Annotated in this window: 23 protein-coding genes and 1 other RNA gene; 9 read left to right on the top strand and 15 right to left on the bottom strand. The window is 67.1% G+C overall.

The window, feature by feature from the left end:
• The first annotated feature begins 6 nt into the window (after positions 1 to 6).
• From ruvA to MMB92_RS26075, 4 genes are all read left to right on the top strand, one after another.
• Positions 7 to 588: a Holliday junction branch migration protein RuvA gene (gene ruvA / locus MMB92_RS26090; protein WP_006483429.1), complete on the top strand. Its 582-nt coding sequence runs from the start codon at positions 7 to 9 to the stop codon at positions 586 to 588.
• Between the two features lie 108 nt (positions 589 to 696).
• Positions 697 to 1767 carry a Holliday junction branch migration DNA helicase RuvB gene (gene ruvB / locus MMB92_RS26085; RefSeq protein WP_006483430.1) on the top strand — a complete coding sequence of 357 codons (1071 nt, stop codon included), beginning with the start codon at positions 697 to 699 and terminating at the stop codon, positions 1765 to 1767.
• Positions 1768 to 1790: 23 nt separating this feature from the next.
• Positions 1791 to 2744 carry an oxygenase MpaB family protein gene (locus tag MMB92_RS26080; protein WP_006497524.1) on the top strand — a complete coding sequence of 318 codons (954 nt, stop codon included), beginning with the start codon at positions 1791 to 1793 and terminating at the stop codon, positions 2742 to 2744.
• A 153-nt stretch (positions 2745 to 2897) separates the two neighbouring features.
• Complete coding sequence (locus MMB92_RS26075; RefSeq protein ID WP_034178361.1) at positions 2898 to 4022, top strand: ParB/Srx family N-terminal domain-containing protein; 1125 nt, start codon at positions 2898 to 2900, stop codon at positions 4020 to 4022.
• Between the two features lie 62 nt (positions 4023 to 4084).
• Here MMB92_RS26075 and MMB92_RS26070 read toward each other — a convergent pair whose 3' ends face one another.
• Genes MMB92_RS26070 through tyrS form a run of 3 tightly spaced genes read right to left on the bottom strand, consistent with a single transcriptional unit; the run spans position 4085 to position 6467 of the window.
• The gene (locus MMB92_RS26070; protein ID WP_212093140.1) at positions 4085 to 4747 is read right to left on the bottom strand and encodes a histidine phosphatase family protein; all 663 of its coding nucleotides are present in this window, start codon (positions 4745 to 4747) and stop codon (positions 4085 to 4087) included.
• Between the two features lie 23 nt (positions 4748 to 4770).
• The gene (gene dtd, locus MMB92_RS26065; RefSeq protein WP_006483442.1) at positions 4771 to 5229 is read right to left on the bottom strand and encodes a D-aminoacyl-tRNA deacylase; all 459 of its coding nucleotides are present in this window, start codon (positions 5227 to 5229) and stop codon (positions 4771 to 4773) included.
• The gene (tyrS, locus tag MMB92_RS26060; protein WP_006483424.1) at positions 5226 to 6467 is read right to left on the bottom strand and encodes a tyrosine--tRNA ligase; all 1242 of its coding nucleotides are present in this window, start codon (positions 6465 to 6467) and stop codon (positions 5226 to 5228) included. Before tyrS ends, dtd begins: the two co-directional genes overlap by 4 nt.
• A gap of 142 nt (positions 6468 to 6609) precedes the next feature.
• Here tyrS and MMB92_RS26055 point away from each other — a divergent pair, with 142 nt between their 5' ends.
• Positions 6610 to 7758, top strand: a complete 1149-nt coding sequence (locus MMB92_RS26055; protein WP_006483425.1) for an anhydro-N-acetylmuramic acid kinase — start codon at positions 6610 to 6612, stop codon at positions 7756 to 7758.
• 107 nt (positions 7759 to 7865) lie between these two features.
• Here MMB92_RS26055 and erpA read toward each other — a convergent pair whose 3' ends face one another.
• The 3 genes from erpA to rplM form a co-directional block, all read right to left on the bottom strand.
• Complete coding sequence (gene erpA, locus MMB92_RS26050) at positions 7866 to 8237, bottom strand: iron-sulfur cluster insertion protein ErpA (RefSeq protein WP_006476903.1); 372 nt, start codon at positions 8235 to 8237, stop codon at positions 7866 to 7868.
• Between the two features lie 227 nt (positions 8238 to 8464).
• Positions 8465 to 8857, bottom strand: a complete 393-nt coding sequence (gene rpsI / locus MMB92_RS26045; RefSeq protein WP_006476904.1) for a 30S ribosomal protein S9 — start codon at positions 8855 to 8857, stop codon at positions 8465 to 8467.
• A gap of 11 nt (positions 8858 to 8868) precedes the next feature.
• Positions 8869 to 9297 (bottom strand): 50S ribosomal protein L13, encoded by a 429-nt coding sequence (gene rplM, locus MMB92_RS26040; RefSeq protein ID WP_009687896.1) that lies wholly within the window; start codon positions 9295 to 9297, stop codon positions 8869 to 8871.
• 310 nt (positions 9298 to 9607) lie between these two features.
• Here rplM and MMB92_RS26035 point away from each other — a divergent pair, with 310 nt between their 5' ends.
• Complete coding sequence (locus MMB92_RS26035) at positions 9608 to 9916, top strand: DUF1090 family protein (RefSeq protein ID WP_006497529.1); 309 nt, start codon at positions 9608 to 9610, stop codon at positions 9914 to 9916.
• Between the two features lie 410 nt (positions 9917 to 10326).
• Entirely contained in the window at positions 10327 to 10791 is a 465-nt protein-coding gene (locus MMB92_RS26030; protein WP_012492957.1) for an OsmC family protein, read from the top strand.
• A 68-nt stretch (positions 10792 to 10859) separates the two neighbouring features.
• Here MMB92_RS26030 and rnpB read toward each other — a convergent pair.
• The 3 genes from rnpB to pyrC form a co-directional block, all read right to left on the bottom strand.
• An RNA gene (gene rnpB / locus MMB92_RS26025) (RNase P RNA component class A) lies at positions 10860 to 11271 on the bottom strand.
• Between the two features lie 12 nt (positions 11272 to 11283).
• Positions 11284 to 12174 (bottom strand): DUF3025 domain-containing protein, encoded by an 891-nt coding sequence (locus MMB92_RS26020; RefSeq protein ID WP_212123221.1) that lies wholly within the window; start codon positions 12172 to 12174, stop codon positions 11284 to 11286.
• Positions 12171 to 13235 carry a dihydroorotase gene (gene pyrC, locus MMB92_RS26015; protein ID WP_006492342.1) on the bottom strand — a complete coding sequence of 355 codons (1065 nt, stop codon included), beginning with the start codon at positions 13233 to 13235 and terminating at the stop codon, positions 12171 to 12173. Before pyrC ends, MMB92_RS26020 begins: the two co-directional genes overlap by 4 nt.
• 205 nt (positions 13236 to 13440) lie before the next feature.
• Here pyrC and MMB92_RS26010 point away from each other — a divergent pair, with 205 nt between their 5' ends.
• Both MMB92_RS26010 and MMB92_RS26005 read left to right on the top strand, forming a co-directional pair.
• Positions 13441 to 14355 carry a class II glutamine amidotransferase gene (locus MMB92_RS26010; protein ID WP_006483857.1) on the top strand — a complete coding sequence of 305 codons (915 nt, stop codon included), beginning with the start codon at positions 13441 to 13443 and terminating at the stop codon, positions 14353 to 14355.
• 613 nt (positions 14356 to 14968) lie between these two features.
• Positions 14969 to 20257: an autotransporter outer membrane beta-barrel domain-containing protein gene (locus tag MMB92_RS26005; protein ID WP_277563036.1), complete on the top strand. Its 5289-nt coding sequence runs from the start codon at positions 14969 to 14971 to the stop codon at positions 20255 to 20257.
• 85 nt (positions 20258 to 20342) lie between these two features.
• Here the strand turns inward: MMB92_RS26005 and MMB92_RS26000 are convergent, their stop codons facing one another.
• From MMB92_RS26000 to MMB92_RS25975, 6 genes are all read right to left on the bottom strand, one after another.
• Positions 20343 to 21068 (bottom strand): amino acid ABC transporter ATP-binding protein, encoded by a 726-nt coding sequence (locus tag MMB92_RS26000; protein WP_006492344.1) that lies wholly within the window; start codon positions 21066 to 21068, stop codon positions 20343 to 20345.
• Positions 21065 to 21742 (bottom strand): glutamate/aspartate ABC transporter permease GltK, encoded by a 678-nt coding sequence (gltK, locus tag MMB92_RS25995; protein ID WP_006483854.1) that lies wholly within the window; start codon positions 21740 to 21742, stop codon positions 21065 to 21067. The genes MMB92_RS26000 and gltK overlap by 4 nt, the downstream gene beginning before the upstream one ends.
• Positions 21742 to 22482: an amino acid ABC transporter permease gene (locus MMB92_RS25990; RefSeq protein WP_006483858.1), complete on the bottom strand. Its 741-nt coding sequence runs from the start codon at positions 22480 to 22482 to the stop codon at positions 21742 to 21744. Before MMB92_RS25990 ends, gltK begins: the two co-directional genes overlap by 1 nt.
• An 84-nt stretch (positions 22483 to 22566) precedes the next feature.
• Positions 22567 to 23460 carry a glutamate/aspartate ABC transporter substrate-binding protein gene (locus tag MMB92_RS25985; protein WP_006483860.1) on the bottom strand — a complete coding sequence of 298 codons (894 nt, stop codon included), beginning with the start codon at positions 23458 to 23460 and terminating at the stop codon, positions 22567 to 22569.
• 218 nt (positions 23461 to 23678) lie between these two features.
• Positions 23679 to 24965 (bottom strand): Glu/Leu/Phe/Val dehydrogenase, encoded by a 1287-nt coding sequence (locus MMB92_RS25980; protein ID WP_006483853.1) that lies wholly within the window; start codon positions 24963 to 24965, stop codon positions 23679 to 23681.
• A 276-nt stretch (positions 24966 to 25241) separates the two neighbouring features.
• Positions 25242 to 26204, bottom strand: a complete 963-nt coding sequence (locus tag MMB92_RS25975) for a LysR substrate-binding domain-containing protein (RefSeq protein WP_006483851.1) — start codon at positions 26202 to 26204, stop codon at positions 25242 to 25244.
• Positions 26205 to 26347: the final 143 nt, after the last annotated feature.

Raw genomic sequence — 26347 nt, 5'->3', positions numbered from 1 at the left:
TCCTCCATGATCGGTCGCATCGCCGGCATCCTGCTCGAAAAGAACCCGCCTCATCTGCTCGTCGACTGCAACGGCGTCGGCTACGAAATCGACGTGCCGATGAGCACCTTCTACAACCTGCCGCAAACGGGCGAACGCGTCGTGCTGCTCACGCAGCAGATCGTCCGCGAGGACGCGCACCTGCTGTACGGCTTCCTGACGCAGCAGGAGCGCACGACCTTCCGCGAACTGCTGAAGATCACCGGCATCGGCGCGCGCATGGCGCTCGCCGTGCTGTCCGGCATGAGCGTGCAGGAACTCGCGCAGGCCGTGACGATGCAGGACGCCGCCCGCCTCACGCGCCTACCCGGCATCGGCAAGAAGACCGCCGAGCGCCTGCTGCTCGAACTGAAGGGCAAGCTCGGCGCCGACCTCGGCGCGCTCGCCGGCGCCGCGTCGCCGTCCGACCACGCGACCGACATCCTCAACGCACTGCTGGCGCTCGGCTACTCCGAGAAGGAAGGCCTTGCCGCGATCAAGAACGTACCGGCCGGCACCGGCGTGTCCGAAGGCATCAAGCTCGCGCTGAAGGCATTGTCGAAGGCGTAACGCGCGTTCGATCCGGCCGTCGAAGCCAGTGTCGCGCCGCCGCGCGGCGCTCGCCAGTCGGCCGTTCGGCCAGGTGGCCCGGGCTGCGTCGCGCGGTACAATGGCCGCATGATTGAAACCGACAAACTCGCCACCGAGCAGCGGATCATCGCCGCCACACCTGCCTCGTCGCACGAGGAGGTGTTCGAACGTGCGTTGCGACCGCGCCAGCTCGACGACTACGTCGGCCAGGAAAAGGTGCGCGGCCAGCTCGAGATTTTCATCGAAGCCGCGAAGCGCCGCTCCGAGCCGCTCGACCACGTGCTGCTGTTCGGGCCGCCGGGTCTCGGCAAGACGACGCTCGCACACATCATCGCGCGCGAGATGGGCGTGAACCTGCGCCAGACGTCGGGCCCCGTGCTCGAGCGCGCGGGCGATCTCGCCGCGCTGCTGACGAACCTCGAAGCGAACGACGTGCTGTTCATCGACGAAATCCACCGGTTGTCGCCGGTCGTCGAGGAAATCCTGTATCCGGCGCTCGAGGATTACCAGATCGACATCATGATCGGCGAAGGCCCGGCCGCGCGCAGCGTGAAGCTCGACCTGCAGCCGTTCACGCTGGTCGGCGCGACCACCCGCGCGGGGATGCTCACCAACCCGCTGCGCGATCGTTTCGGGATCGTCGCGCGCCTCGAGTTCTACGACGCCGATCAACTGTCGCGCATCGTACGGCGCTCGGCGTCGCTGCTGAATGCGCAGATCGATCCGAACGGCGCGCTGGAAATCGCGAAACGCTCGCGCGGCACGCCGCGGATCGCGAACCGGCTGCTGCGTCGCGTGCGCGACTTCGCGGAAGTGAAGGCCGACGGCCAGATCACCGCGGCGGTTGCCGACGCCGCGCTCGCGATGCTCGACGTCGATCCGGTCGGCTTCGACCTGATGGACCGCAAGCTGCTGGAAGCGATCCTGTACAAGTTCGATGGCGGCCCGGTCGGCATCGACAACCTCGCGGCGGCGATCGGCGAGGAGCGCGACACGATCGAGGACGTGCTCGAACCGTACCTGATCCAGCAGGGCTTCCTGCAGCGCACGCCGCGCGGGCGCGTCGCGACGCTGCTCACGTATCGCCACTTCGGGCTGTCGGTACCCGACGCGCGCCGCCCCGAACGCGACGAGTGGGATACCCCCGACGGGAAGTAATCCGTCGCCCGAGCCGCACCGCCATGACGACGCCGCCCAGCCGCCACCCCACCGCGCCCGCGCCGGGCCCGCGCTGGGCCGAGCCGATCCGCAAGCGGCTCGTGGCCGGCATCACGCACCTGACGGCCGGCGGCGGTGGCCCGTCGATCGATCTCTCCTCTCCGCCCGGAGACCCGGGGCTGTTCGGCCCCGACGCCGTCTGCTGGCGCGTGCATGCCGATTTCACGTCGATGATGACGGGCGGCATCGCCGCGTTGCTGCTGCAGGCGCTCCACCCGCTCGCGCTCGCGGGCGTCTGGGATCATTCGTCGTTCCGCACCGACATCTTCGGCCGCTTGCGGCGCACCGCCACGTTCATCACGGGGACGACGTTCGGCAGCCGCGCGGACGCGCTCGCGCTGATCGAGCGCGTGAAAGCGATCCATGCGCGCGTCACGGGCAGCGCGCCGGATGGCCGGCCGTACCGCGCCGACGATCCCGCGTTGCTGACCTGGGTGCACGTCGCGGAAGTGTCGAGCTTCCTCGCCGCGCATCTGCGTTACGTGAATCCGGCGCTGCCGGGCGAACTGCAGGACCGCTACTACGCGGAGACGGCACTGATCGCCGAGCTGCTCGGCGCCGATGAGGTCCCTCGTTCACGCGCCGAGGTGGCGGCCTATCTCGCGCGCATGCTGCCCGAACTCGAAGCCGGGCCGCGTACCTTCGACGTGATGTCGATCCTGCTGAACGTGCCGGTCGCGAGGCCCGCGCTGCGGCCTGCCGCGTCGCTTGTGATGCATGCCGGGATCGACCTGCTGCCGCCGTGGGCGCAGCGCATGCTCGGCGTGTCGACGTTCGCGCCGTTGCGGCGCGCGGTGGTCCGGCCCGGCATTCGCGCGGTCGCCCCCGTGCTGCGCTGGGCGCTCGTCAACGGCGCGTCAAAGCGTGCGCGCCGCCGCGCGACGGCCACCCCGTCCGACGACACTCCGCCAGCCTGACGATCCGCTTGTTCGGATCATTTCAATTTACCGTCAAATACCTGTGACAAGCTGACGGGCTTGCACCCGCGCACGGTCGCACGTCCTGCCTGTCACGCACGCCCGTGGCCCGCGCGGTGTCCCGCCACCCGCTACCGACACCCGATGCCCGCGATGCCACGCCTGCCGATCCGTTTCGCCCTTGCCGCCAGCCTGTCCACCCTCTTCGCCCTCGCCGCGTGCGGCGGCGACGACGTCGTCGCCGTCGCACGCACGGACGCACAACCGCCATCCGGCGGCACGACGACGCCGGCTCCCACGCCGCCCGCCACGACCACCCCGCCACCGGGCAAGTGGAAGGCGGCCCGCGCCGGCGACCTGATCGACGTCACGCTCGGCGATCTCCATCCGACGCAGGGTGCGATCGGCTACGACCAGATCTATTACAAGCTCGGCCGCTACGAACTGCAGCCCGACAAGAAGTTCGACGACTTCTGCGCGGATGAAGGCCTCGGCGGCGTCGCATCAAGCGGCTACACGGCCCGATCGTCGCTGCGCGAGCCGGCCAGCTACACGTGCGCAACGACCGACGCGAACGCCCGCGACCGCTCGGTGCTGAACCCCGTCGTGATCGGCCCGAACGGCGACGCGCTGTACCTGACCGACGGCCACCACGGCCTGTCGACCTATTACGAAACGCCCGACGGCGGCCCGGCGCTGCACGTGCACGTCGTCGTCAAGGACAACCTCAGCGACTACTCGGGCGACGCGTTCTGGCAGCAGATGCAAAGCCGCGGCTACCTGCGCCTGAAGAACGGCGAAGGCAAGCCGATCACGACCGCGCAACTGCCGACCGGCCTCGGCCTGACACTCGGGATGACGAACGACCGCTACCGCTCGCTCGTCTATTTCACGCGCGACATCGGCTACAGCAAGCCCGCACAAGCGACCGACTACCTCGAGTTCTACTGGGCCGACTGGCTGCGCGCGCAGCCCGGCACGTTCGCGCTGGCGAGCTACGACCTCACGCGCGGCGGCACGACCGATCCCGACCCGGCGAAGGCCGACACCGGCTACCTGAATGCGGTCTGGAACGCATCGACGCGGATGGTCGCGGCCACCGACCCCGTGATCGACGGCAAGACGGGCGCCGACCTCGGGCGCGCCGATGCGATCAACGGCGGGAAGAAATACAGCAAGGGGGAATTCGACAAGCTGCGCCAGCCGATCACGGCCGACAAGCCCGGCAAGATCGCGTACGCGCTCGACTACAAGACGCGTCACGGGCTGCCGCAGTAAGCATCACACCGAAAGGAAGAAAGGGCACCCCGGGCCGGCCATGTCGGACGGGGGTGGCGCGCTCAAAGCACCTTGCGGTACCCGTCGTCGTCGCTCGCGGCTTCGAGATGCGACACGTCGGCCCACCGCACGACCTGCGCACGACCATCCACGTAATCGACGACGTTGATGCTGGTGTTGAGCAGCTGATAGGTACGCGGCGCCGACAGCTCGATCCCGTTCGCGAAGCGATACACGCAATCGAGCACGCCGCCGTGCGCGACGCACGCGATGCGGCCGCCCGGATGCGCGGCGACGATCGGTTCGAGCGCATGCAGCACGCGGTGATAGAACGCACGCTGCGACTCGCCGCCCTCCGGCGCGAAGCCCGGGTCGCGCGTCTGCCAGGCCGCATACGCGTCCGGAAACAGCGCCTCGATCTCGGTGCTGTCGTGCCCCTGGAATGCGCCGTACGAACGCTCGCGCAACCCTTCGCGCAGCAGCAGCGGCAACCCGAGCGCATCGGCGAACGGTTGCGCGGTCTGTTGCGCGCGCATCAGGTCGCTCGAATACACCGCGTCGATCCGCGCGCCGTCGCGCGCCTCTCTCGCGAGCCGCGCCGCCAGCCGCTGCGCCTGCGCGAGCCCGGTGTCGGCCAGCGGGATGTCGATATGCCCCTGGATACGCTTGATGCGGTTCCAGGCCGTCTCGCCATGGCGGATGAAAAGAATCTGCGTGGTGGCCATCGCGGCGAATCTCCGGGGAAGAATCAGGGCCGCACTTGCAGCCAGAACGTCACGGGGCCGTCGTTGACGAGCGACACCTGCATGTCGGCGCCGAACTCGCCCGTCTCGACGACCGGATGGCGCGCCCGCGCGGCGGCGACGAAATAGTCGAACAGCCGCGCGCCTTCGTCGGGCGGCGCGGCCGGCGTGAAGCTCGGACGCAGTCCGCTGTTGGTATCGGCTGCCAGTGTGAACTGCGACACGAGCAGCAGCCCGCCCGCGCGGCCTTCGCCGTCGATGTTCGATACCGGGAGGTTCATCTTGCCGGCTGCGTCGCTGAACACGCGGTAGCCGAGCAGCTTCGCGAGCAGCTTGTCGGCCGCGGCCTCGGTATCGCCACGCTCCGCGCAGACCAGCGCGAGCAGGCCCGCGCCGATCTCGCCCGTCGTCCGGCCGCCGACGCGCACGTCGGCGCGCGTCACACGCTGGATCAGCGCGATCATGCGGTCAGCGTGACGCGTGCGAAGCGGCGCTTGCCGACCTGCACGACGAACTCGCCGGCCTCGACCTTCAGGCCCTTGTCCGACACGGTCGCGCCGTCGATCTTCACGCCGCCCTGCTCGATGTTGCGCAGCGCTTCGCTGGTCGACGGCACGAGGCCCGCCTGCTTCAGCAACTGCCCGATCGCCAGCGGCGCACCGGCCAGCGTGACCGACGGAATGTCGTCCGGCACGCCGCCCTTCGCGCGGTGGTTGAAGTCCTCGAGCGCGCGCTCGGCGTCGGGCTGCGAGTGGAACCGCGCGACGATTTCCTGCGCGAGCAGCACCTTGAAATCGCGCGGGTTGCGACCGCCTTCGGCCTCGCGCTTGAAGCCGGCGATCTCGTCGAGGCTGCGGAACGACAGCAGCTCGAAGTAACGCCACATCAGCGTGTCCGAGATGCTCATCAGCTTGCCGAACATGTCGGTCGGCTTCTCGCTGATGCCGACGTAGTTGCCCTTCGACTTGGACATCTTCTCGACGCCGTCGAGGCCTTCGAGCAGCGGCATCGTCAGGATGCACTGCTGTTCCTGGCCGTACTGCTTCTGCAGTTCGCGACCGACCAGCAGGTTGAACTTCTGGTCGGTGCCGCCGAGTTCGAGATCCGCGTTCAGCGCGACCGAATCGTAGCCCTGCATCAGCGGGTACAGGAATTCGTGAATCGAGATCGGCACGCCGCCCTGGAAGCGCTTCGTGAAATCCTCGCGCTCGAGGATCCGCGCGACCGTGTAGCGCGACGCGAGCTTGATCATCCCGTCCGCGCCGAGCGGCATCGACCATTCGCTGTTGTAGCGGATCTCGGTCTTGTCGCGATCGAGCACGAGCGCGGCCTGCTCGAAGTAGGTCTTCGCGTTCGATTCGATCTGCTCGCGCGTGAGCGGCGGGCGCGTCGCGTTGCGACCCGACGGATCGCCGATCAGCGACGTGAAATCGCCGATCAGGAAGATCACCGTATGGCCGAGATCCTGCAGCTGGCGCATCTTGTTCAGCACGACCGTATGGCCGATGTGGATGTCCGGTGCGGTCGGATCGAGGCCGAGCTTGATGCGCAGCGGCGTGCCCGTGGCTGCGCTGCGCGCGAGCTTCTGCGCGAACTCTTCCTCGATCAGCAGTTCGTCGACGCCGCGCTTCGTGACGGCGAGCGCATGCCGGACTTCGTCGGTGATCGGGAAAACGGGCTTGGAACTGGGTTCGGTGCTCATCGGTGCCAGGAAGAATGTCGCAAAAACAGGGATTTTCCCATAACTTGCGCGCGCATCGCTTAACGACGCGTCACGTTACGCGGATAATCGGGCGCAAGGCGCGCGGCACCGGCCCGCGCCGCACGATCCAGGAGAACCCAACGTGCCGCAACGACAGCCGCAGCCTGCCCATCCGGCAGACGGCATCTACTTCGGGCTGATGTCGGGAACCAGCATGGACGGCGTCGACGGCGTCGCCGTGCGTTTCGAGGCCGGCCGCGCGCCGGTCGTGCTCGCGGAAGCGTTCGTCGGCTTCGCGCAATCGCTGCGCGACGCGCTGTTCGCGCTGCAGCAGCCCGGCGACAACGAGATCGACCGCGAATCGCTCGCGGCGAATGCGCTCGTCACGCGCTATGCGGTGTGCTGTCATGAATTGCAGCGCACGGCCGGCCTGTCGCGCGACGAGATCCGCGCGATCGGCGTGCACGGCCAGACCGTGCGCCATCGCCCCGAGCGCGGCTATACGCGCCAGCTCAACAATCCAGCGCTGCTCGCCGAACTGACGCAGGTCGACGTGATCGCCGATTTCCGCAGCCGCGACGTGGCCGCCGGCGGTCACGGCGCGCCGCTCGCGCCCGCGTTCCATGCGACGGTGTTCGGCGCACCGGGCGAAACGCGGGTCGTCTGCAATCTCGGCGGGATCAGCAACATCACGATCCTGCCCGGCGCGGGCGGCGACGTGCGCGGCTTCGACTGCGGCCCCGCCAATGCGCTGATCGACGCATGGGCGACCCGCCATCTGGGCAAGCCGTACGACGACGGCGGCAAGTTCGCCGCCCGCGGCACCGTCCACGCGGCGCTGCTCGCTGCGCTGCTCGACGAGCCGTATTTCACCGCGCCGCCGCCGAAAAGCACCGGACGCGACCTGTTCAATCCCGCGTGGCTCGATGCGAAGCTCGCCGCGTTCTCGCAGGTCGCACCGGAGGACGTGCAGGCGACGCTCACCGCGCTCACCGCCGTGTCGGTGGCGCGCGAAGTCGCGCAGCACGCACCCGGCTGCAAGGCCGTGTTCGTATGCGGCGGCGGCGCACGCAATCCGGTGCTGCTCGACGCACTCCGGCACGCGCTGCGTGAAGCCGGCGTGCCGGCCACCGTCGATACGACGGCCGCGCTCGGCGTGCCACCGCAGCAGGTCGAAGCGCTCGCGTTCGCGTGGCTCGCGTACCGCTTCACCGCGCGCCAGCCCGGCAATCTCGCGACGGTCACCGGCGCAGCCGGCAACCGCGTGCTGGGCGCGCTCTATCCGCGCTGACGCGATATCCGCCGCGCGGCGAGCGCTGCAGCGCGAGCGCGCATAAAAAAACGGGGCATGAAGCCCCGTTTTTCATTTCGGCGAACCGGCGCGAATCTGTCGCGCGCTCAGACCGAGAACGACGAACCGCACCCGCAGGTGGTGGTCGCGTTCGGGTTCTTGATCACGAACTGGGCGCCGTTGAGGTCGTCCTTGTAGTCGATCTCGGCGCCGACCAGGTACTGGTAGCTCATCGAGTCGATCAGGAGCTGGACGCCGTTCTTGTTCATCACGGTGTCGTCCTCGTTGACTTCCTCGTCGAACGTGAAGCCATACTGGAAGCCGGAGCAGCCGCCACCCTGCACGAACACGCGCAGCTTCAGGTCGGGATTGCCCTCTTCGTCGATCAGTTGCTTGACCTTGTCGGCCGCGGCGTCGGTGAAGACGAACGGCAGCGGCATATCGGTCGTCGTTGCTGCGGTTTCGGTAACAGCGTTCATTCGAACTCTCCAAAAAGCTTTAGCCGCTATTGTAGGGCCGATCAGAAGATCGTGCCGAAGTCCATGAAATCAATAGGTTCTTGTCGATTTCATCAAGCGTACCCGCGCGGGCGGCCGCCGCAGCGGCCCGGGCGCGGGAAACAGCGCGCATAAAAAAACCGCCAGCGTGAAAGCTGGCGGTTTTTCCGGCGGACGCCACCCGAAAGCGGCGAGGCCATGAAGCGGAATTAACGCTTCGAGAACTGCTTTGCGCGGCGTGCCTTGCGCAGACCGACCTTCTTACGCTCGACTTCACGCGCATCGCGCGTGACGAAGCCTGCGCTCGACAGCGACGGCTTGAGCGTCGCATCGTAGTCGATCAGTGCACGGGTGATGCCGTGGCGCACTGCGCCTGCCTGACCCGTTTCGCCGCCGCCGTTGACGTTCACCTTGATGTCGAACGTCTGGCCGTGGTTCGTGAGTTCCAGCGGTTGACGCACGATCATCAGCGACGTTTCGCGCGAGAAGTAGTCAGCGATGGGCTTGCCGTTGACGATGATGTCGCCCTTGCCAGCCTTGATGAAGACACGTGCGACAGCGCTCTTGCGGCGGCCCGTGCCGTAGTTCCAGTTACCGATCATGTGGGCTCCCCTTAGATCTCGAGCGCCTTCGGCTGTTGAGCCGAGTGCGGATGCGTCGCTTCTGCGTAGACCTTCAGCTTCTTGATCATCGCGTAGCCGAGCGGGCCCTTCGGCAGCATGCCCTTGACCGCCTTCTCGAGCGCGCGGCCCGGGAAGCGTTCCTGCATCTTGCCGAACGTCGTTTCATAGATACCGCCCGGGTAGCCCGAGTGACGGTAGTACTTCTTGTCCAGCGTCTTGTTGCCCGTGACCTTCAACTTGCTCGCGTTGATGATGATGATGAAATCACCAGTGTCGACGTGCGGGGTGAACTCAGGCTTGTGCTTGCCGCGCAGACGGCGTGCCACTTCGCTGGCAACACGGCCGAGAACCTTATCCGTCGCGTCAATCACGTACCATTCGCGCGTCACCTCATGGGCTTTTGCGGAAAACGTCTTCATGATCGATCCAAAAAAAATGCTTTGCCCGATGTGTTCTTCCTGCTTGTCTGTGTGCGCTTCGAGGCGCGGTGCAGGCTCTCCCTGTTCTTTTTCCGTGGGCATGAATGCGGAAAAGCCCTGAATTATAAAGGAAATACGGTTGCGTGGTCAAAGAGAATCCACGTCCCGTGTTCGTGGCGGCCGAAATGGGCCAAAATTCGGTCGTGCCCCGACAAGCCAGGCGAACCGAGCGCCTGCGGCGGCACCCCTCGACGCGCGGCACATGACCTTGCCGCGCCGACCGGCCGAACCCGAAAAACAACAAACCAGCATGATGAAACAACGACTTACGCCCTTCGTCGCGGCCGCCCTGCTGGCCGCCGCGGCGCCCGCCGTCGCCGCCCGCTCCGGCTGCGAAGCCAAGCTCGACGCGCTCGATGCGCGCATCGCCGAGGCCCGAACCGCCCATGCCGAAGATCGTATCGCGCGCCTGCGCGCGGTGCGCGAACGCGTCCGCCACTTCTGCGCGCGCAGCCACGGCCATGCATCGGCCGCCGCCCATGCGCCGGCGCCCGATGCCGGCTCGCGCGGCACGCCGCCCGACGCGACCTCGCAGCCGGCTGCGCGCCAGCCGGTGTAACGGTGCCGATGCGCGCAAGCCGCGCGCCGATGTTTGCATGGGACGAAAAAAAGCCCGAACGGCTGGTTCGGGCTTAATCCACCTTAGGAGGAGGGTGGAGGAGACATTCGGAGGTTGCCGCAGCGCGACAACCAATGAGGCTTATTATACGAATGCCCCGCCGACTTCACAAGAAAATTTGCATTGCGAAATCAAATCTCATGATGCGGGATTTCGACCGGCAAGCTTAAGGAGGCTACTTTCTGTTTTAAATCAGGTACATAACCACCTCTCACACGACCTGAAACCGTCCTCGCCTAGAGCAAAACCCCTAAATCCGGCAGGGAAATCATCGGCCGGCGCCCCGCTCGCGCGGCGCCGGCATGGCGCGTCGTGCAGCGCATCAGCCGATCGTTGCACCGCGGGCTACAATGCCGGATCGAATCCGAATCAGGCAACGCTGGAGTGCAAGCATGGAATGCAAAGTAAGCTGGATGGGTCAGGACGGCATGGCGTTTTCCGCCGAGACCGGCAGCGGGCACCTCGTCACGATGGACGGCGCGCCGGAAGGCGGCGGCCACAACCTCGCGCCGCGTCCGATGGAAATGGTGCTGCTCGGCACTGGCGGCTGCACGGCCTATGACGTCGTGCTGATCCTGAAGAAGAGCCGCCAGGAAGTCACCGGCTGCTCGGTTACGCTGAAGGCCGAGCGCGCGAGCGAAGATCCGAAGGTGTTCACGAAGGTGCACTTCCACTTCACGGTCACGGGCCGCAACCTGAACCCGGCCACGGTCGAGCGCGCGATCAACCTGTCGCACGACAAGTACTGCTCCGCGTCGATCATGATCGCGAAGACGGCCGAACTCACGCATTCGTTCGACATCGTCGCGGCCTGACCGCACGGCGCGCGCAAGAAAAAAGGGCCGGCGCTCCGCAAGGAGACGCCGGCCCTTTCGCATTCGAACGGCAAAGCAGGCCGATAAGCCGGATTCTGTGCACGCCGCGCGCCGAAGCACGCAACGCGTGGCAGTCATTCCTCTAGGCGCGCCATTGCTGACGCGCTCAAGCTTCCTACCCGCAGACGAGACGGGGGCCCCGTCCTGCATCCGAAAATGCGCGCCTGCCTACTTGGAATTGCTCCGGGTGGAGGTTACCGTGCCGGCGAACGTCGCCGTCGCCGCGGTGCGCTCTTACCGCACCGTTTCACCCTTACCTGATCCCGGCTTGCGCCGGGCCATCGGCGGTTTGCTTTCTGTTGCCCTGTTCCGCGTGTCGCCACGGATGGCCGTTAGCCATCACCCTGCCCTGTGGAGTCCGGACTTTCCTCGCCCCCGCGCGCCCGAAGGCGGCGAGGCCGCGACTGCCTGGCCTGCTTTGCGACGCGCATTCTAGCACTGCGCGCCGCCGTCGGCAGCGCGCGAGCGGCGGCCGCGGCGAAACACGGCCGGATCGTCGTAGAACGCGGCGTCGGCGTTCGCCGCGCACCAGCCCGGCACGCCGAGCACCGGCAGCGGCGCGAAGTCGCGGCTCGTCAGCGCGCGCGTCGCCAGTTCGGCGGCGATGTGCGCGTCGACATGCGCGATCCGTCGCGCGTCGGGCCATGAAAAATAGTCGGCGCTCACTTCGACGATCCAGGCGTGCGCGGTGCAGGACTTGTACGGTGCGACGAGCTGTTCGAGCAGCGCATGGCCGACGAGCCGCGCTTCGCAACGCGTGCCCCACGCATCGCGCGAGCTCACCAGCAGCCGCGGCCAGTCGAAGCCGCGCAGCGCGTCGGCGAGCGCGCGGTCGGCGGTGACGAACAGCGCGCCGTTCTCGTCGAACAACGTGAGCGCATCGCGCAACGTGCCGCGCACCGGGCCGACGCCGCCCGCCGCGTCGATCGCCGCGGCCTGGCGCGCGTTCAACGCGGCCTTGGTGCGCGGGTACGCGAACCAGACGAGCGCATTGAAGAAGTCGTGAAGATGGTGGCGGGTCGGCACCCGCCCGGTGTCGGCAATATGGGTCTCGTACGCGACGCCGGGCGGCAGTTCGGCCTGCGGCACGAAGCGCAGCGACCTGCCGCGACCGGTGACGCGATCGCCGCCTCGCGATACGCGATCCAACGCGCCGTTCAACGCATCGAGCAGCGCGGCCGCGCGCGCACGGGCAGCCGCCTGCCACGCGCGGCCCGGCTCCGCGTAAGGCGCGAGCCACGGCGCGGACCAGTCGATCCGCGCGAAATCCGCCGCCGCGCGACCGGCCGCGGGGCCGGGTTCGCGCGGTGGCGCGCAGTTCACGCCAGTTTCCAGCCGATCGTCTCGCCGCCGCGCAGCGGCACGACCGGCGTCTCGCCCGCGAAGATCTCGCGCGGCAGTTCCCACGGCTCGCGGCGCAGCGTGACCGTCTCGGCGCTGCGCGGCAGCCCGTAGAAATCGGCGCCGAAGAAGCTCGCGAACCCTTCCAGCTTGTCGAGCGCACCGGCCGTGTCGAACGCTTCCGCGTACAGCTCGAGCGCGTGCAGCGCCGTGTAGCAGCCCGCGCAACCGCACGCGGTTTCCTTCGCGTCGCGCGCGTGCGGCGCGCTGTCGGTGCCGAGGAAGAAGCGCGGGTTGCCCGACGTCGCGGCCTCGACCAGCGCCACGCGATGCGTCTCGCGCTTCAGCACCGGCAGGCAGTAGTAATGCGGGCGGATCCCGCCGACGAACAGCGCGTTGCGGTTGTACAGCAGGTGATGCGCGGTGATCGTCGCGCCGAGCAGGCCGGGCGCCGCGTCGGCATCGCGGACGTAGTCGGCCGCGTCCTTCGTCGTGATGTGTTCGAACACGACCTTCAGGCCCGGGAAATCGCGGCGCAGCGGCGTCATCACGCGGTCGATGAACACCTTCTCGCGGTCGAACAGGTCGATCGACGCATCGGTCACCTCGCCGTGCACGAGCAGCGGCATGCCGGTTTCCTGCATCGCCTCGAGCGTCTTCGCACATTTCGCGAGATCGGTGACGCCATGGTCGGAATTCGTCGTGGCGCCTGCCGGATACAGCTTCACGCCGTGCACGAAGCCGCTTTCGCGCGCGCGGCGGATTTCGTCGGGCGGCGTGTTGTCGGTCAGGTACAGCGTCATCAGCGGCTCGAACGTCATCCCGGCCGGCAGCGCGGCGAGGATGCGCTCGCGATACGCCTGCGCCTGCGCGGTGGTCGTGACCGGCGGCTTCAGGTTCGGCATGACGATGGCGCGGCCGAACTGGCGGGCGGTGTGCGGCAGCACGGCGGCGAGCATGTCGCCGTCTCGCAGGTGCAGGTGCCAGTCGTCGGGACGGGCGAGCGAAAGCGTCGCCGGGGAAGAAGCGTTCGAGGCAGTCATAGGAGGCGTCGTGAGGAACGGGCGTGCCATCGGCGGGGCCGGAACGCACGTGCGCGGGCCGACTGACGGCAAACCGCAACACGGGGCCTTTGGCCAGCGGAATCCGCTTTTTACCGCTCAGGGCTCGGTGATATGCTAGAAGCCGCATTGTACCGGGGTTCGCCCGGTTCGTTACCCCCTGCTTCAGCCTGCCGCCCCACGTAAAATGTGCCAACTCCTAGGAATGAACTGCGCCGCGCCGACGGACGTCACATTCTCCTTCACAGGTTTCGCGGCCCGGGGCGGGCTCACCGATCACCATGCCGACGGCTGGGGCATCGCGTTCTTCGAAGACAAGGCCTGCCGCCTCTTCATCGATCACCAGGCATCGGCCACGTCGCCGATCGCCGAAATGGTGAAGCGCTACCCGATCAAGTCCAAGAACACGATCGCGCACATCCGCAAGGCGACGCAGGGGCACATCCTGCTCGAGAACAGCCATCCGTTCATGCGCGAACTGTGGGGCCGGCACTGGATCTTCGCGCATAACGGCGACCTGCAGGACTACGCGCCGGACATGGACGGCAGCGTCTACCATCCGGTCGGCACGACCGACAGCGAACAGGCGTTCTGCGTGCTGATGCAGGGGCTGCGCGAAGCCTTTCCCGGCGCGCAGCCGCCGCTGCCGGAGCTGTTCGAGCGGGTCGGCGAACTGACGCGCGGCATCACCGATCACGGCGTGTTCAACTTCCTGATGTCGAACGGCCAGGCGCTCTTCGCGCACTGCTCGACGCGGCTGCACTACCTCGTGCGGCGCTGGCCGTTCTCGACCGCGCATCTCGTCGACGAAGACCTGTCGATCGACTTCGCCAAATACACGACGCCCGAGGATCGCGTCGCGGTGATCGCGACACAGCCGCTCACCGACAACGAAGTCTGGACCGCATTCGAGCCGGGCGAGCTGATCATGTTCCAGTGCGGCGACGTCGCCGCGCGGATGCAGATTCCGGTGCCCGAGCGCGTGCTCGAGAAGCTGCGCAACCCGTCACTCGACGCGTCGGCGTCCGCGCCGCGCGCGGTGGTTCGCGAAGCGCTCGCTACCGCGGCCGACGGCGATTCCGACGACGCGATCGATTTCTGACGCCCGGCGCGGCATCGGCTGCGCCCGCTTTCTGCTCATTTTCTGCTGGCTGCGCGGGCGTCATACCGCACTGTCGACGACGCGCGTCGTCGGCGCAAATCGCTCGGCCCCAGCCAATCGGGTTCCATTTCGAGCACCAGTCGGCGCAATCAATCGATGCCACGCAACATTCGCTTGATTTTATTAAATTACAAGCGAAAATAAATAAAAGATGCAGCAAACAAAATAATCACCAATTAAAACTAAAATCCGGGCCTGCATTTTAACGCGCCACGCCTGCCGGAACCGTGCGCTATCCCACCCACTCCGGCCACCCTCCCGGATTCTCACACCCACCGCCCAAACCCGCCTCCACCATAGCTTTCGGTTCGATTACCCACACAAATCAAAAATACCACGCACTACGGTTCGCATCATTACAGTTTCCAGTTTATCGATAATCGACGCCCATTCGAATCAGTAGACTCCGCCCATCCTCGGTGTAACTAAACACGATTGGCGCGACACGCAGCCATAGCCGCCGCACGCCCCTTCGGATTATTTCCCCACCGCGGAATGCGAATTCGCCGAATGGCGGCGAATGCCACGTCAAAAGAAGAAAGAGGGGTATGTCGTGAATCACTCATTTCGATCGATATGGAGCGAGGCCGCCGGCTGCTGGGTCGCGGTGGCGGAAACGACCCGGGCGCGCGGCAAGCGCTCGGGCAGCGCATCGGGGGCAAGTCGCCGCACCGCGCACGAGGCAACGCGTCACGCCGTGCGCCGGTCGCCACTGCGCGTCGCGGCGCTCGGCGCCGCCCTGGCCGCGCTGTCGGTCGGCACCGTACACGCGTCGACCTGCGGCAACGGCGCCGCAATCGCGAGCGGCGGCACCTGCGTGCTCGACAGTTTCAACCCGACCGTCAACAACGACCTCGTCGGCGCCACGACCGTGTCGGGCGGCGACCGGGTCGGCCTGACGGGCGCCTGGACGGGCGCGACCGGCGACATGGGCTACACGCCGATGCCGCTCGCCAACACGTCCATCATTTCGGGCAACCCGAATCAGCCGTTGGTCACGCTCGGCGGCAAGACGCAAAGCGTCGGCACCCCCGATTCGATCACGGGCGGTCGCACGTCCGTCGCCACCTACGACTCGTCCGCGTTCGTGTCGTCGAACGCCGGCTCGACCGTCGTGCAGGTGTACCACGACGTGAGCGGCGACCAGTACGTGAACACGCGGATCGGCACGGTCGCAAGCTCGGGCGGCACGCTCGACGTCTCGATCGGCAACGCGGCGAACGCGCCCGCGGCGACCGGCAACGTAATGACGATCGCGGCCAAGCAGAGCGATCTCACCTACGCGGACGGCACCGGCTCGGTCCCGAGCGTCATCAACTGGAATTCGCGCAACCAGATCTGGTTCATCACCGGCGACTATCTCGCGAGCGGCGGCCCCGTCGGCAGCATCAAGCTCGACGTGCCGACCTACGCCGGTACCTTCACCGCGTTCGACGGCAGCACGTGGACCGTCACCGATGCCGCGTCGCTCGCCGCGTACAACGACTTTCTCGTGCGTTCGGTCCGCAACGGCGCGCTCGGCTCGCAGACCGCCTACGACAACGCATTCGGCCAGGCCGTGACGCTCTCCCCGCAGATCTTCGAGTATGCGAACAACGTGTCGCCCGGCGACAAGAACGCGCTGCCCCGGAACTACCCGTCCGCGATGCACGGTACGGGCGCAAACGCGACGCTGCACATCGGCAAGGGCGGCCAGATCGACTTCCGCGGCTCCAACACGATCGACGCGAGCGCGGCGGTCGTCGCGGAGAACGGTGCGCACTTCGTCAACGACGGGCGCCTGTCGGGCGACTTCACGCTGGTGCGCCTGCTGAGCGGCTCGAGCGGCGTCAACAACGGCACGATCTCATCCGGCTACACGGCCGGCGACAACGTCGACACGGGCACCGCCCGGCCCGACAACTTCGGGCTCGGCACGTATGTCGAAGGCAGCGGCGTGTATGCGAACGGCACGGGCACCACGTTCGTCAACAACGGCGTGATGAACGTCGGCGCGTGGGATCTCACCCGCAACCGGCTCGACCTGCAGAACTACGCGGTGGCCGCGACGGACGGCGCGCACGCGTCGAACGCCGGCACGATCAACGTCGGCGTCAACGCGACGACGCTGGACAGTCAGGTGATCGGCGGCCTCGTCGCCGGCGGCAGCTTCACGAACGAAGCCGGCGGCACGATCTATCTCGGCCGCGCCGCGCAGTACGACGTCGCCGCGCCCGAAGCCACGAACGACGTCGCGCTCGCCGCGCACGCGTACGGCATCCTGCTCGGCGCGTCGGGCACCGCGAGCAATCTCGGCACGATCGTGATCGGCACGCAGACCCAGAACGGCGCCGCGCTGGCGAGCATCGGCTCGACTTCCGGCACGCTGACCAACGCGGGCGCGATCGTCGTCAACGGCGCCGCGGCCGGCACGCCGCTCGCCAACGTCGGCATGCTGGCGGCCAACACCGCCGCGACCGTGACCAACACGGGCACGATCACGCTGAATGGCGTGAACGGCATCGGCATCATGGTCGTCGGCACCGGCACGAACGCGACGGCCGCGACGTCGACCGGCACGATCAACGTGGCCGGCGGCCTCGATCCGGCGTCGGGCACGCGCAACTATGGCGTCTGGGCCGAGGGGCCGCTCGCGAAGGCCACGCTCGACGGCGCGCTGAACCTGACGGGCGCGGGCGCGATCGGCGTGCATGCGCGTTCGGGCGCGACGATCGACATCGGCGCGAACGCCGTGCCGGCCTTCATGTCGGGCACCAACCAGATCGGCTTCTACGCCTACGGCGCGGGCTCGAAAATCAACGTCGCCGGGCAGCACCTGAGCGTCGACACCGACGATTCGACGCTGTTCCGCGTCGCGGGTGGCGCGGCCTACACGGGTGCATCCACGGCCGGCGTGCTGACGACCGACGTCAACGGCCAGCGCTCGCGCGGCGTACTCGCAACCGACGCCGGCACCACGCTGTCGACCGGCAACGCGGTCTACGACGTCAACGGCGCGAACGGCATCGCGATCGCGGTCGAAGGCGGCGCGAAGGGCACGATCGACGCCGGCGCGACGATCAACCTGAACGCGGCCGGCGCGACCGCGGGCGTCGTCGACGGGCAGGCGCACGACCTCGCCGGCGCGAATGCCGGCGCGCCGGTCGCGACGACGCTGACCAACCACGCGGCCGTCACGTCGTCGACCGCCGGCGTGACCGGCTTCATCGCGCAGAATCTCGGCACGCTCGAGAACCGCAGCACGGTGCTGCTGACCGGCGCCGGCTCGACGGGCGTCGTGGCCGGCACGCTCGGCACGGTGAACAACGCGTCGACGATCCGCGTGACCAACGGCACCGGCGCGCTCGTGCAGGGTGCGTCGGCCACGCTCGCCAATGCGGGTTCGATCGAAGCCGAAGACGGTGTCGCGGGCGTGCGTCTGACGGGGGCCGGCGCTTCGGTCGCGTTGTCGGGCGCCGGCACCGTCATCGCGAACGGCAACGCCGACGGCGTGCTGATCGACTCGACCGTCACGGGCGGCGGCATCGCGGCCGGCGCGACGTCGATCGCGGTCGGCGGCTCGGGCAGCGGGGTCCGCAACCTGGGTGCGAATGCAACGATCGCGCTGTCCGGCACGCAGGTCGCCACGACCGGCAACGGCGCCGACGGCCTCACGTCGACCGGCGCCGGCGCGCGTATCGCGACCGATGCGGCCACGGTCGTCCGCACGGCGGGGGCCGATGCGCGCGGCGTGTCCGTGTCAGGCGCCGATTCCGCGCTCACGGCCAACGGAACGACCATCGCGACGACCGGCGCGAACGCGCATGCGATCATCATGGACGGTGGCGCGACAGCCCTGCTGTCGGGCGCGAAAGTCACCGCGTCGGGCAACGCGGCCGACGGCATCGTCGCGCAAAACGGCGGCCGCATCGCCGATACGGGTTCGTCGCTCACCAGCGCGGCCGGCAGCGGCGCCACCGCGAACAGCGGCGGCGTGCTCGCGTTGACCGGCACGGCGCTCACGGGCGCGACGGCCGGCGTGCTGACGTCGGACACGCTCGCGAACGGCGCGACCAGCTCGGTGCTCGTCGACGGCGGCAGCGTGACGTCCGCCACCGGGCCGGCGTTCGCCGCGCGCGGGAGCACGGCCGACATCGCGGTGCGCAACGGCACGGTCGTGACGGCCGGCAACGGTACGCTGCTGAATCTCGCGAACGGCAGCAACGTGACGTTCAGCGCATCGGCGGTCAACCTCGCGGGCGACATCGTGTCGGACGCGTCGAGCACCGGCAACGTGTTCCTCGCGAACGGCACCACGCTGACCGGCAGGATCGACCCGGTCGCACTGAGCGTCGACGGCACGAGCACGTGGCGCATGACGGGCAGCTCGGTCGTGAGCCGCCTGAACAACGCGGGCCTCGTCGCGTTCGCCGCGCCGACCGGCTCGCCGACGCTGACGGACAGCTACAAGACGCTGACGACCGGCGGCTACGTCGGCAACGGCGGCACGATCGCGCTGAACACGTATCTCGGCGCCGACGCATCGCCGACCGACCGGCTGATCGTGAACGGCGGCGCGGCGACCGGCACGACCGGCCTGAAGATCGCCAACACGGCCGGCGCCGGCGCGCAGACGACCGGCGACGGGATTGCCGTGGTCGTCACGGCCAACGGCGGCACGACCACCGCGTCGGCGTTCCATCTCGCCGGCCCGGTACAGGCCGGCGCGTACGAATACCGGCTCTATCGCGGCGGGCAAGGCGATGCGAGCGGCTGGTACCTGCGTTCGCAGCTCGACCCGACCGACCCGGTCGACCCGATCCACCCGTCCGGCGGCGGCGACGGCGGCAGCAACGGGAATGGAAACGGCAACGGCAACGGCGGCGCGCTCGCGTATCGTCCGGGCGTCTCCGGCTACGCGATGACGCCGCTGCTGAACACCGACTACGGCTTCTCGACGCTCGGCAGGCTGCACGAGCGCGTCGGCGACCTCTACAACGTCGAGAAGCAACAGCCCGGCAATCGCGACGGCGTGTGGGGGCGCATCGGCGGCCAGAGTCTCGATGCGAACGCGGGTCGCTTCTCGGCCGACGAACGCACGTTCTTCGCGCAGTTCGGCAAGGACTGGACGCTCGACCAGGCACCGGGCGGCGCCGGCAGCACGCATGCGGGCGTGACGGCCAGCATCGGCGTGTCGAATGCGAGCTTCAGCGACATGGCGCGCGCCGGCTCGCCGAACCTGTCGACGTCGACGGGCTCGGTCGAGATGCATGCACAGAGCGTCGGCGGCTACTGGACCCGCTACCTGTCCGACGGCACCTACTTCGACAGCGTCGGGCAGGTCACGCACTACGGCAACCGCTATCGCGACAGCTACGGCAACGAAGCGTCGCAGAACGGCTTCGGCGTCGCGCTGTCGCAGGAAGTCGGCAAGCCGTTCGCGATCGGCACGTTCCCCGTTGCGATCGAGCCGCAGGCGCAGCTGATGTATCAATACCTGAAGCTGAACGGGTTCAACGACAACGTGTCGGCCGTATCGGGCACGACGACGAATGCGCTGCGCGGCCGCGTCGGCGTGCGCATCTTCCGGCCGAACCTCCAGTCGGACGCGGGCGGCGGCGCCGCGACGCCGTACTTCACGGCCGACGTGCTGCACGACTTCCTGTCGCCGGGGCAGACCGTGGTCGGCGGCACGCCGTTCGCCACGCATCTCGGGCGCACCTGGTACGAGCTCGGCGTCGGCGTGACCGCCGGCTTCGGCAAGTCGGGCGAGTTGTACGCGAATGCGAAGATCGCGCGCAACATCGGCGGTGACTACCGGCGCGGGATCGTCGGGCAGGTCGGCTACCGGTACAGCTGGTAACGCCCGGCGGCGGACGAAAAAAAACCGCCCGGCTGCCTGCCGGGCGGTTTTCGCATGGTCGCGCGCCAAAACGCGCGAACGCTCATCAGTGCAGGATCTTCGCGAGGAAGTCCTTCGCGCGTTCCGATTTCGGATTCGAGAAGAAATCGTCCTTGCGGTCGTCCTCGACGATCGCGCCCTTGTCCATGAAGATCACGCGATGCGCGACCTTCTTCGCGAAGCCCATCTCGTGCGTGACGACCATCATCGTCATCCCTTCCTGCGCGAGTTCGACCATCACGTCGAGCACTTCGTTGATCATCTCGGGATCGAGCGCGGACGTCGGCTCGTCGAACAGCATCGCGATCGGGTCCATCGACAGCGCGCGCGCGATCGCGACACGCTGCTGCTGGCCGCCCGACAACTGGCCCGGATACTTGTGCGCATGCGCCTTCAGGCCGACGCGATCGAGCAGCTTCATGCCCTTCTCCGCCGCTTCGTCCTTGCCGCGGCCGAGCACCTTGATCTGCGCGAGCGTCAGGTTCTCGGTGATCGACAGGTGCGGGAACAGTTCGAAATGCTGGAACACCATCCCGACCTTCGAGCGCAGCTTCGACAGGTTCGTCTTCTTGTCGCCGACCGACTGGCCGTTCACGAGGATCTCGCCCTGCTGGAACGGCTCCAGGCCGTTCACGGTCTTGATCAGCGTCGACTTGCCCGAGCCCGACGGCCCGCACACGACGACCACCTCGCCTTTCTTGACCTCGGTCGTGCATTCGGTGAGGACCTGAAACTGGCCGTACCACTTCGAAACGTTCTTGATGGAAATCATCTTGTGACCTTTTTCTGGAGACCCTTGACGAGAGCAGACGCCAACGAGCAAATCACGAAATAGCATGCGCCGGCGAACAGGACCATCTCGACGGTCGTGCCGTCGCGATCGCCTATGTTGGCGGCCGTGCGGAAGAAGTCCGCGAGACTGATCACGTACACGAGCGACGTATCCTGGAACAGGACGATCGCCTGCGTGAGCAGCAGCGGCACCATCGCGCGGAACGCCTGCGGCAGGATCACGAGGCGCATCGCCTGCGCGTAGTTCATGCCGAGCGCGAACGCGGCATTCACCTGCCCGCGCGGCACCGCCTGGATGCCGGCGCGGATGATCTCGGAATAATACGCGGCTTCGAACAACGAGAACGCGACCATCGCCGAGGCAAGGCGGATGTCGATCGTCGGCGACAGCCCGAGCACGCCCTGCAGCACCTGCGGCACGATCAGGAAGAACCACAGCAGCACCATCACGAGCGGGATCGAGCGGAACACCGTCACGTACGCCTTCGCGAACCATGCGAGCGGCTTGACGCCGGACAGCCGCAGCAGCGCCAGCAGCGTGCCCCAGACGATCCCGACCACGATCGCGATCAGCGTGATCTTGAACGTGACGACCGCCCCCGACCACAGCGTCGGCAGCGCGCCGGGAATACTACTCCAGTCGAACTGATGCATCACTTGCCTCCGATATAGCCGGGCAGCCGCGTACGGCCTTCGATCCAGCGCATGAACGCCATCACGACGAGGTTGATCAGCACGTAGGCGAGCGTGACCGCGATGAACGACTCGTAGGTCTGCGCGGTGTAGTCGACGAGCTGGCGCGCCTGCGCGGACAGGTCGAGCAGACCGATCGTCGACGCGACGGCGGAGTTCTTGAAGATGTTCAGGAATTCCGACGTGAGCGGCGGCACGATGATCCGGTATGCCACGGGCAGCAGCACGTAGCGATACGTCTGCCATTGCGTGAAACCCATCGCGAGGCCGGCCGCGCGCTGGCCCTTCGGCAGCGCGTTGATCCCCGAACGCACCTGTTCGCACACGCGCGCGCCCGTGAACAGGCCGAGACAGACGATCGACGCGGTAAAGAACTGCGTGGTCGGCGGCAACTGCTTGATCCAGGTGCCGATCGACGCAGGCAGCAACTCGGGTATCACGAGATACCAGACGAAGAACTGCACGATCAGCGGAATGTTCCGGAAGATCGACACGTACACGGTACCGATCGCGGACAGCCATTTGTTCGGCACGGTGCGCAGCACGCCGAACAGCGACCCGACGATCAGCGCGATGACCCAGGCGACGAGCGACACTTCGATCGTCACCCAGAAGCCGGACATCAGCCATCCGAAATAAGTCGTCGGCTCGCCGGTCGACACGGGGCTCAGAAAGATGCCCCAGTTCCAGTGGTAAGACATGGGCAAGACTCCAGCAAAAAGAAACGGAAGAAGCGTGGCCTCTTCCGTTTCAGTAGCGTCATTTCTGCATCAACGGCCGTGTGGTCAGTCGAGCGCCTTGTCGTTCGGGTTCGCGTACAGCTTCTTCATCGAATCGGACAGCGGGAAGTTCAGGTTCAGCCCCTTCGGCGGGATCGGGTTCTCGAACCACTTCGCGTAGATCTTCGCGGCTTCGCCCGACTTCTCGACTTGCGAGATCGCGTCGTCGACGACCTTCTTGAAGTCGGCGTCGCCCTTGCGCATCATGCAGCCGTAAGCCTCTTCCGATTGCGGCGTGCCGACGATCACCCATTCGCCCGGCTGCTTCGCCTTCGCGCGCTCGCCCGCGAGCAGCGCGTCATCCATCATGAATGCGACCGCGCGGCCCGATTCCAGCGTGTTGAACGAATCGCCGTGATCCTTCGCGCTGATGATGTTCATGCCGAGCTGCTTGTCGTTGTTCATCTTGCGCAGCAGGCGCTCCGACGTCGTGCCGGCCGTCGTCACGACCGTCTTGCCCTTCAGGTCGGCGAAATCCTTGACGCCCGAATCCTTCTTCGTCATCAGGCGCGTGCCGATCACGAAGATCGTGTCGGAGAACGCAGCCTGCTGCTGGCGCTCGAGGTTGTTGGTCGTCGAGCCGCACTCGATGTCGACCGTGCCGTTCTGCACCAGCGGAATACGGTTCTGCGACGTGACGGGGATGTTCTTCACCTGCAGGTTCGGCAGGTTCAGCTTCTTCTTCACCGCGTCGACCACCTTCAGCTGGAACTCGCGCGAATAGCCGACCACCTGCTGGTTCTGGTCGTAATAGGAGAACGGAATCGACGATTCGCGGTGGCCCAGCGCGATCACGCCCGTGTCCTTGATCTTCTTCAGCGTGCCCGTCTCCTGAGCATGCGCGCCGCTTGCGAATGCGCAAAGCGCCGCGACCGTCAGGACTGCCTTGTGGAATTTCATTTTGGTCATCTCCTTGGCTAAAACCCGCGCCAGTGTATCAAAGTAATATTTTTGAAAGTACTGGTTGTTTACCGCACTACGAATCGCCCTGTGCGAAGCCTTCCTCCAGGCTTCGGGCGCCCGAATGCGCGCGCGGGCGATGCCGGATCCGGCACCGCCCGCGAGGGTTCATATCCGCAATCGGGTGGATTGCGTCATGAATCGATCATAGTCGACGATCAGGGGTAGAGGCCGCGCATTTCGCGCGCCATCAGGATGCGCTTGCACGCGACGATGAACGCCGCCGTACGCACCGTCACCTTGTGCTCTTCCGCGACCGCCCACACGCCGGCGAACGCTTCGCGCATCACGCGTTCGAGACGATGGTTGATCTCGTCTTCCGTCCAGAAGAAGCTCGAGAAATCCTGCACCCACTCGAAGTACGACACGGTCACGCCGCCCGCGTTCGCGATCACGTCGGGGATCACCAGCACGCCGTTCGCGCTCAGGATGTCGTCCGCCGCCGTCGTCGTCGGGCCGTTCGCGCCTTCGACGATGATCTTCGTGCGGATCTTCGCCGCGTTCTTCTCGGTGATCTGGTTTTCCAGTGCCGCCGGGATCAGGATGTCGGTCTCGACCGTCCAGAACTCGTCGTTCGGCATCGGCTCGGCGCCTTCGAAGCCCGCGACGCCGCCCGTGCGTGCGACGTGGTCGAGCAGCTTGTTCGAATCGAGGCCGGCCGGCTGGTAGATCGTGCCCGTGTGATCCTGCACCGCGATCACCTTCGCACCCGCTTCCTGGAACAGCTTCGCCGCGATGCCGCCGACGTTGCCGAAGCCCTGCACCGCGATGCGCGCGCCTTCGATCTCGAGGCCCTTCTTCTTCGCCGCTTCCGAACCGACGACGAACACGCCCCGGCCCGTTGCTTCCTTGCGGCCGAGCGAACCGCCGAGCGAGATCGGCTTGCCGGTCACGACGCCGGTCGACGTCTGGCCCTGGTTCATCGAGTACGTGTCCATCATCCACGCCATCACCTGTTCGTTGGTGTTGACGTCCGGTGCCGGAATGTCGGTGTTCGGCCCGATGATGATGCCGATTTCGCTGGTGTAGCGGCGCGTCACGCGCTCGAGCTCACCACGCGACAGCTTGCGCGGGTCGACGCGGATGCCGCCCTTCGCACCGCCGTACGGCACGTTCACGGCCGCGTTCTTCACCGACATCCATGCCGACAGCGCCATCACTTCCGACAGCGTCACGTCCTGGTGGTAGCGCACGCCGCCCTTGCCCGGGCCGCGCGACACGTTGTGCTGCACGCGATAGCCTTCGAAGTGCGCGACGGTGCCGTTGTCGAGCTCGATCGGGCAGTCGACGATCAGGATGCGCTTCGGGCGCTTCAGCGTTTCGAGCCAGCGCGACAGCGAACCGAGGTACGGCGCGACGCGATCGACCTGCTGAAGGTAGTTGCCCCACGGGCCGAGATCGTCGGCGTGCAGGTAGGACGGGATGGACTGCTGTTGCGAAGACATGGATGCTCCAACGTTCAACGGATTGCGCACATTGTCGAAAAACCCGTTTTTTTTATCCAATGCCGTTTGTTTATTCGATTATGCGTTTCTTGCATGATCGCGATTTTTCGCAAATCCGCGGTCGATTTGCGCAAGAACGGCCGCGATCGGCCGTGCATCGCGTTCGCGAAAAATCGGATGGCGTGGATGCATGCCGCCCGCCGGACCGCCGTCCGACAGGCGCCGCAAGGCCGCCGTTGGCCGGCCGGGCCCGGTTGGCGGATTAACCGCCGGCGGTTAATCCGCCGTGTCGCCGGCTGTGTCGCGCAGTTCGTCACGCACGACGTCCCACAGTGCGCGCACCAGTTTCTGCCGCGGCTCGTCGCCCTGCAGCGCGAGCTTGTCGCAGTACAGCCGGATCTCCATCGTCAGCGTGAACGGATGCGCGCCGCGCGCCGACCGGTCGAGCCGGATCAGCCGGCCGCCCGCGACCGCATCGTCGACCGCGCTGTGCGGCAGGAACGCGACGCCGTGCCCCGCGAGCGCCATCGCCTTCAGCCCTTCGGCCATGTCGGTTTCGTACACGCGATCGAGGAACAGCCGGGTCGGCGCATTCGCGATGATGACTTCGGTCATCCGGCCGAGATACGCGTTCGGCGTATACGACAGGTACGGCACGCGCGCGTCGGCCGCGCCCGGCAGCGTATGGCGCGGCCGGCCCGCGCGGCCGGGCGCCGAGAACGGGCTGATCGGCTCGCTGCCGAGGATCAGCATGTCGTAGCGCGCCGGGTCGAGCGCGACCGGGTGGCTCGGGTGGTGGTAGCCCATCACGAGATCGCAGCCGCCCTCGACGAGCGACAGCACCGCGTCGTGCACGTTCAGCGCGCGCAGCCGCGTGTGGACCTGGCCCATCTTCGCCTCGATCCGCTGCAGCCAGCGCGGGAAATACGTGAGCGACAGCGTGTGCGGCACCGCGAATTCGATCGTCGGCACCGGCGCGCCGACGTGGCCACGCAGCAGCGTGCGCGCCTCGTGCGCCTGCGACAGCATCGTCAGCGCCTGCTCGTAGAAGATCTGTCCGGCCTGCGTGAGCCGCGTCGGATAGACCGACCGATCGATCAGCTCGGTCGCGAGCCACGCCTCGAGCGCCTGGATACGCCGCGAAAACGCCGGCTGCGACACGTGCCGCAGCTCGGCGGACCGGCTAAAGCTGCGCGTTTCCGCGAGGGAGACGAAGTCTTCGAGCCATTTCAGTTCCATGCAGGCGGGCGCGGCGGGCGGCGGTCGGGAAGAAGCCTGCATTCTACCGGCGGGCGGACCCGGCCGGCGGTGTCGAGCGCGGCCCGGCGAGCCGGCGCGGGCGCCCGCCGGCCGGCCATTCGCGCGTCGCTGCGGCGCCGCCC

Origin of the sequence: Burkholderia sp. IO2 (genome assembly GCF_029522185.1) — a bacterium.
Taxonomy (GTDB): Bacteria; Pseudomonadota; Gammaproteobacteria; order Burkholderiales; family Burkholderiaceae; genus Burkholderia; species Burkholderia cenocepacia.
The sequence above is the reverse complement of the archived record's forward strand: the minus strand, read 5'-3'. Positions and strand labels throughout refer to the sequence as shown.

Excerpts from the sequence above, each read along its gene's own strand:
- ruvA (WP_006483429.1), top strand. The coding sequence starts at position 7 with ATGATCGGTCGCATCGCCGGCATCCTGCTCGAAAAGAACCCGCCTCAT.
- ruvB (WP_006483430.1), top strand. The coding sequence starts at position 697 with ATGATTGAAACCGACAAACTCGCCACCGAGCAGCGGATCATCGCCGCC.
- MMB92_RS26010 (WP_006483857.1), top strand. The coding sequence starts at position 13,441 with ATGTGCCAACTCCTAGGAATGAACTGCGCCGCGCCGACGGACGTCACA.
- erpA (WP_006476903.1), bottom strand. The coding sequence starts at position 8,237 with ATGAACGCTGTTACCGAAACCGCAGCAACGACGACCGATATGCCGCTG.
- gltK (WP_006483854.1), bottom strand. The coding sequence starts at position 21,742 with ATGCATCAGTTCGACTGGAGTAGTATTCCCGGCGCGCTGCCGACGCTG.
- tyrS (WP_006483424.1), bottom strand. The coding sequence starts at position 6,467 with ATGAGCACCGAACCCAGTTCCAAGCCCGTTTTCCCGATCACCGACGAA.
- MMB92_RS26075 (WP_034178361.1), top strand. The coding sequence starts at position 2,898 with ATGCCACGCCTGCCGATCCGTTTCGCCCTTGCCGCCAGCCTGTCCACC.
- MMB92_RS25990 (WP_006483858.1), bottom strand. The coding sequence starts at position 22,482 with ATGTCTTACCACTGGAACTGGGGCATCTTTCTGAGCCCCGTGTCGACC.
- MMB92_RS25975 (WP_006483851.1), bottom strand. The coding sequence starts at position 26,204 with ATGGAACTGAAATGGCTCGAAGACTTCGTCTCCCTCGCGGAAACGCGC.
- MMB92_RS25985 (WP_006483860.1), bottom strand. The coding sequence starts at position 23,460 with ATGAAATTCCACAAGGCAGTCCTGACGGTCGCGGCGCTTTGCGCATTC.
- MMB92_RS26080 (WP_006497524.1), top strand. The coding sequence starts at position 1,791 with ATGACGACGCCGCCCAGCCGCCACCCCACCGCGCCCGCGCCGGGCCCG.
- dtd (WP_006483442.1), bottom strand. The coding sequence starts at position 5,229 with ATGATCGCGCTGATCCAGCGTGTGACGCGCGCCGACGTGCGCGTCGGC.
- rplM (WP_009687896.1), bottom strand. The coding sequence starts at position 9,297 with ATGAAGACGTTTTCCGCAAAAGCCCATGAGGTGACGCGCGAATGGTAC.
- MMB92_RS26000 (WP_006492344.1), bottom strand. The coding sequence starts at position 21,068 with ATGATTTCCATCAAGAACGTTTCGAAGTGGTACGGCCAGTTTCAGGTC.
- MMB92_RS26070 (WP_212093140.1), bottom strand. The coding sequence starts at position 4,747 with ATGGCCACCACGCAGATTCTTTTCATCCGCCATGGCGAGACGGCCTGG.
- pyrC (WP_006492342.1), bottom strand. The coding sequence starts at position 13,235 with ATGACTGCCTCGAACGCTTCTTCCCCGGCGACGCTTTCGCTCGCCCGT.
- MMB92_RS25980 (WP_006483853.1), bottom strand. The coding sequence starts at position 24,965 with ATGTCTTCGCAACAGCAGTCCATCCCGTCCTACCTGCACGCCGACGAT.
- MMB92_RS26030 (WP_012492957.1), top strand. The coding sequence starts at position 10,327 with ATGCCGGATCGAATCCGAATCAGGCAACGCTGGAGTGCAAGCATGGAA.
- rpsI (WP_006476904.1), bottom strand. The coding sequence starts at position 8,857 with ATGATCGGTAACTGGAACTACGGCACGGGCCGCCGCAAGAGCGCTGTC.
- MMB92_RS26035 (WP_006497529.1), top strand. The coding sequence starts at position 9,608 with ATGATGAAACAACGACTTACGCCCTTCGTCGCGGCCGCCCTGCTGGCC.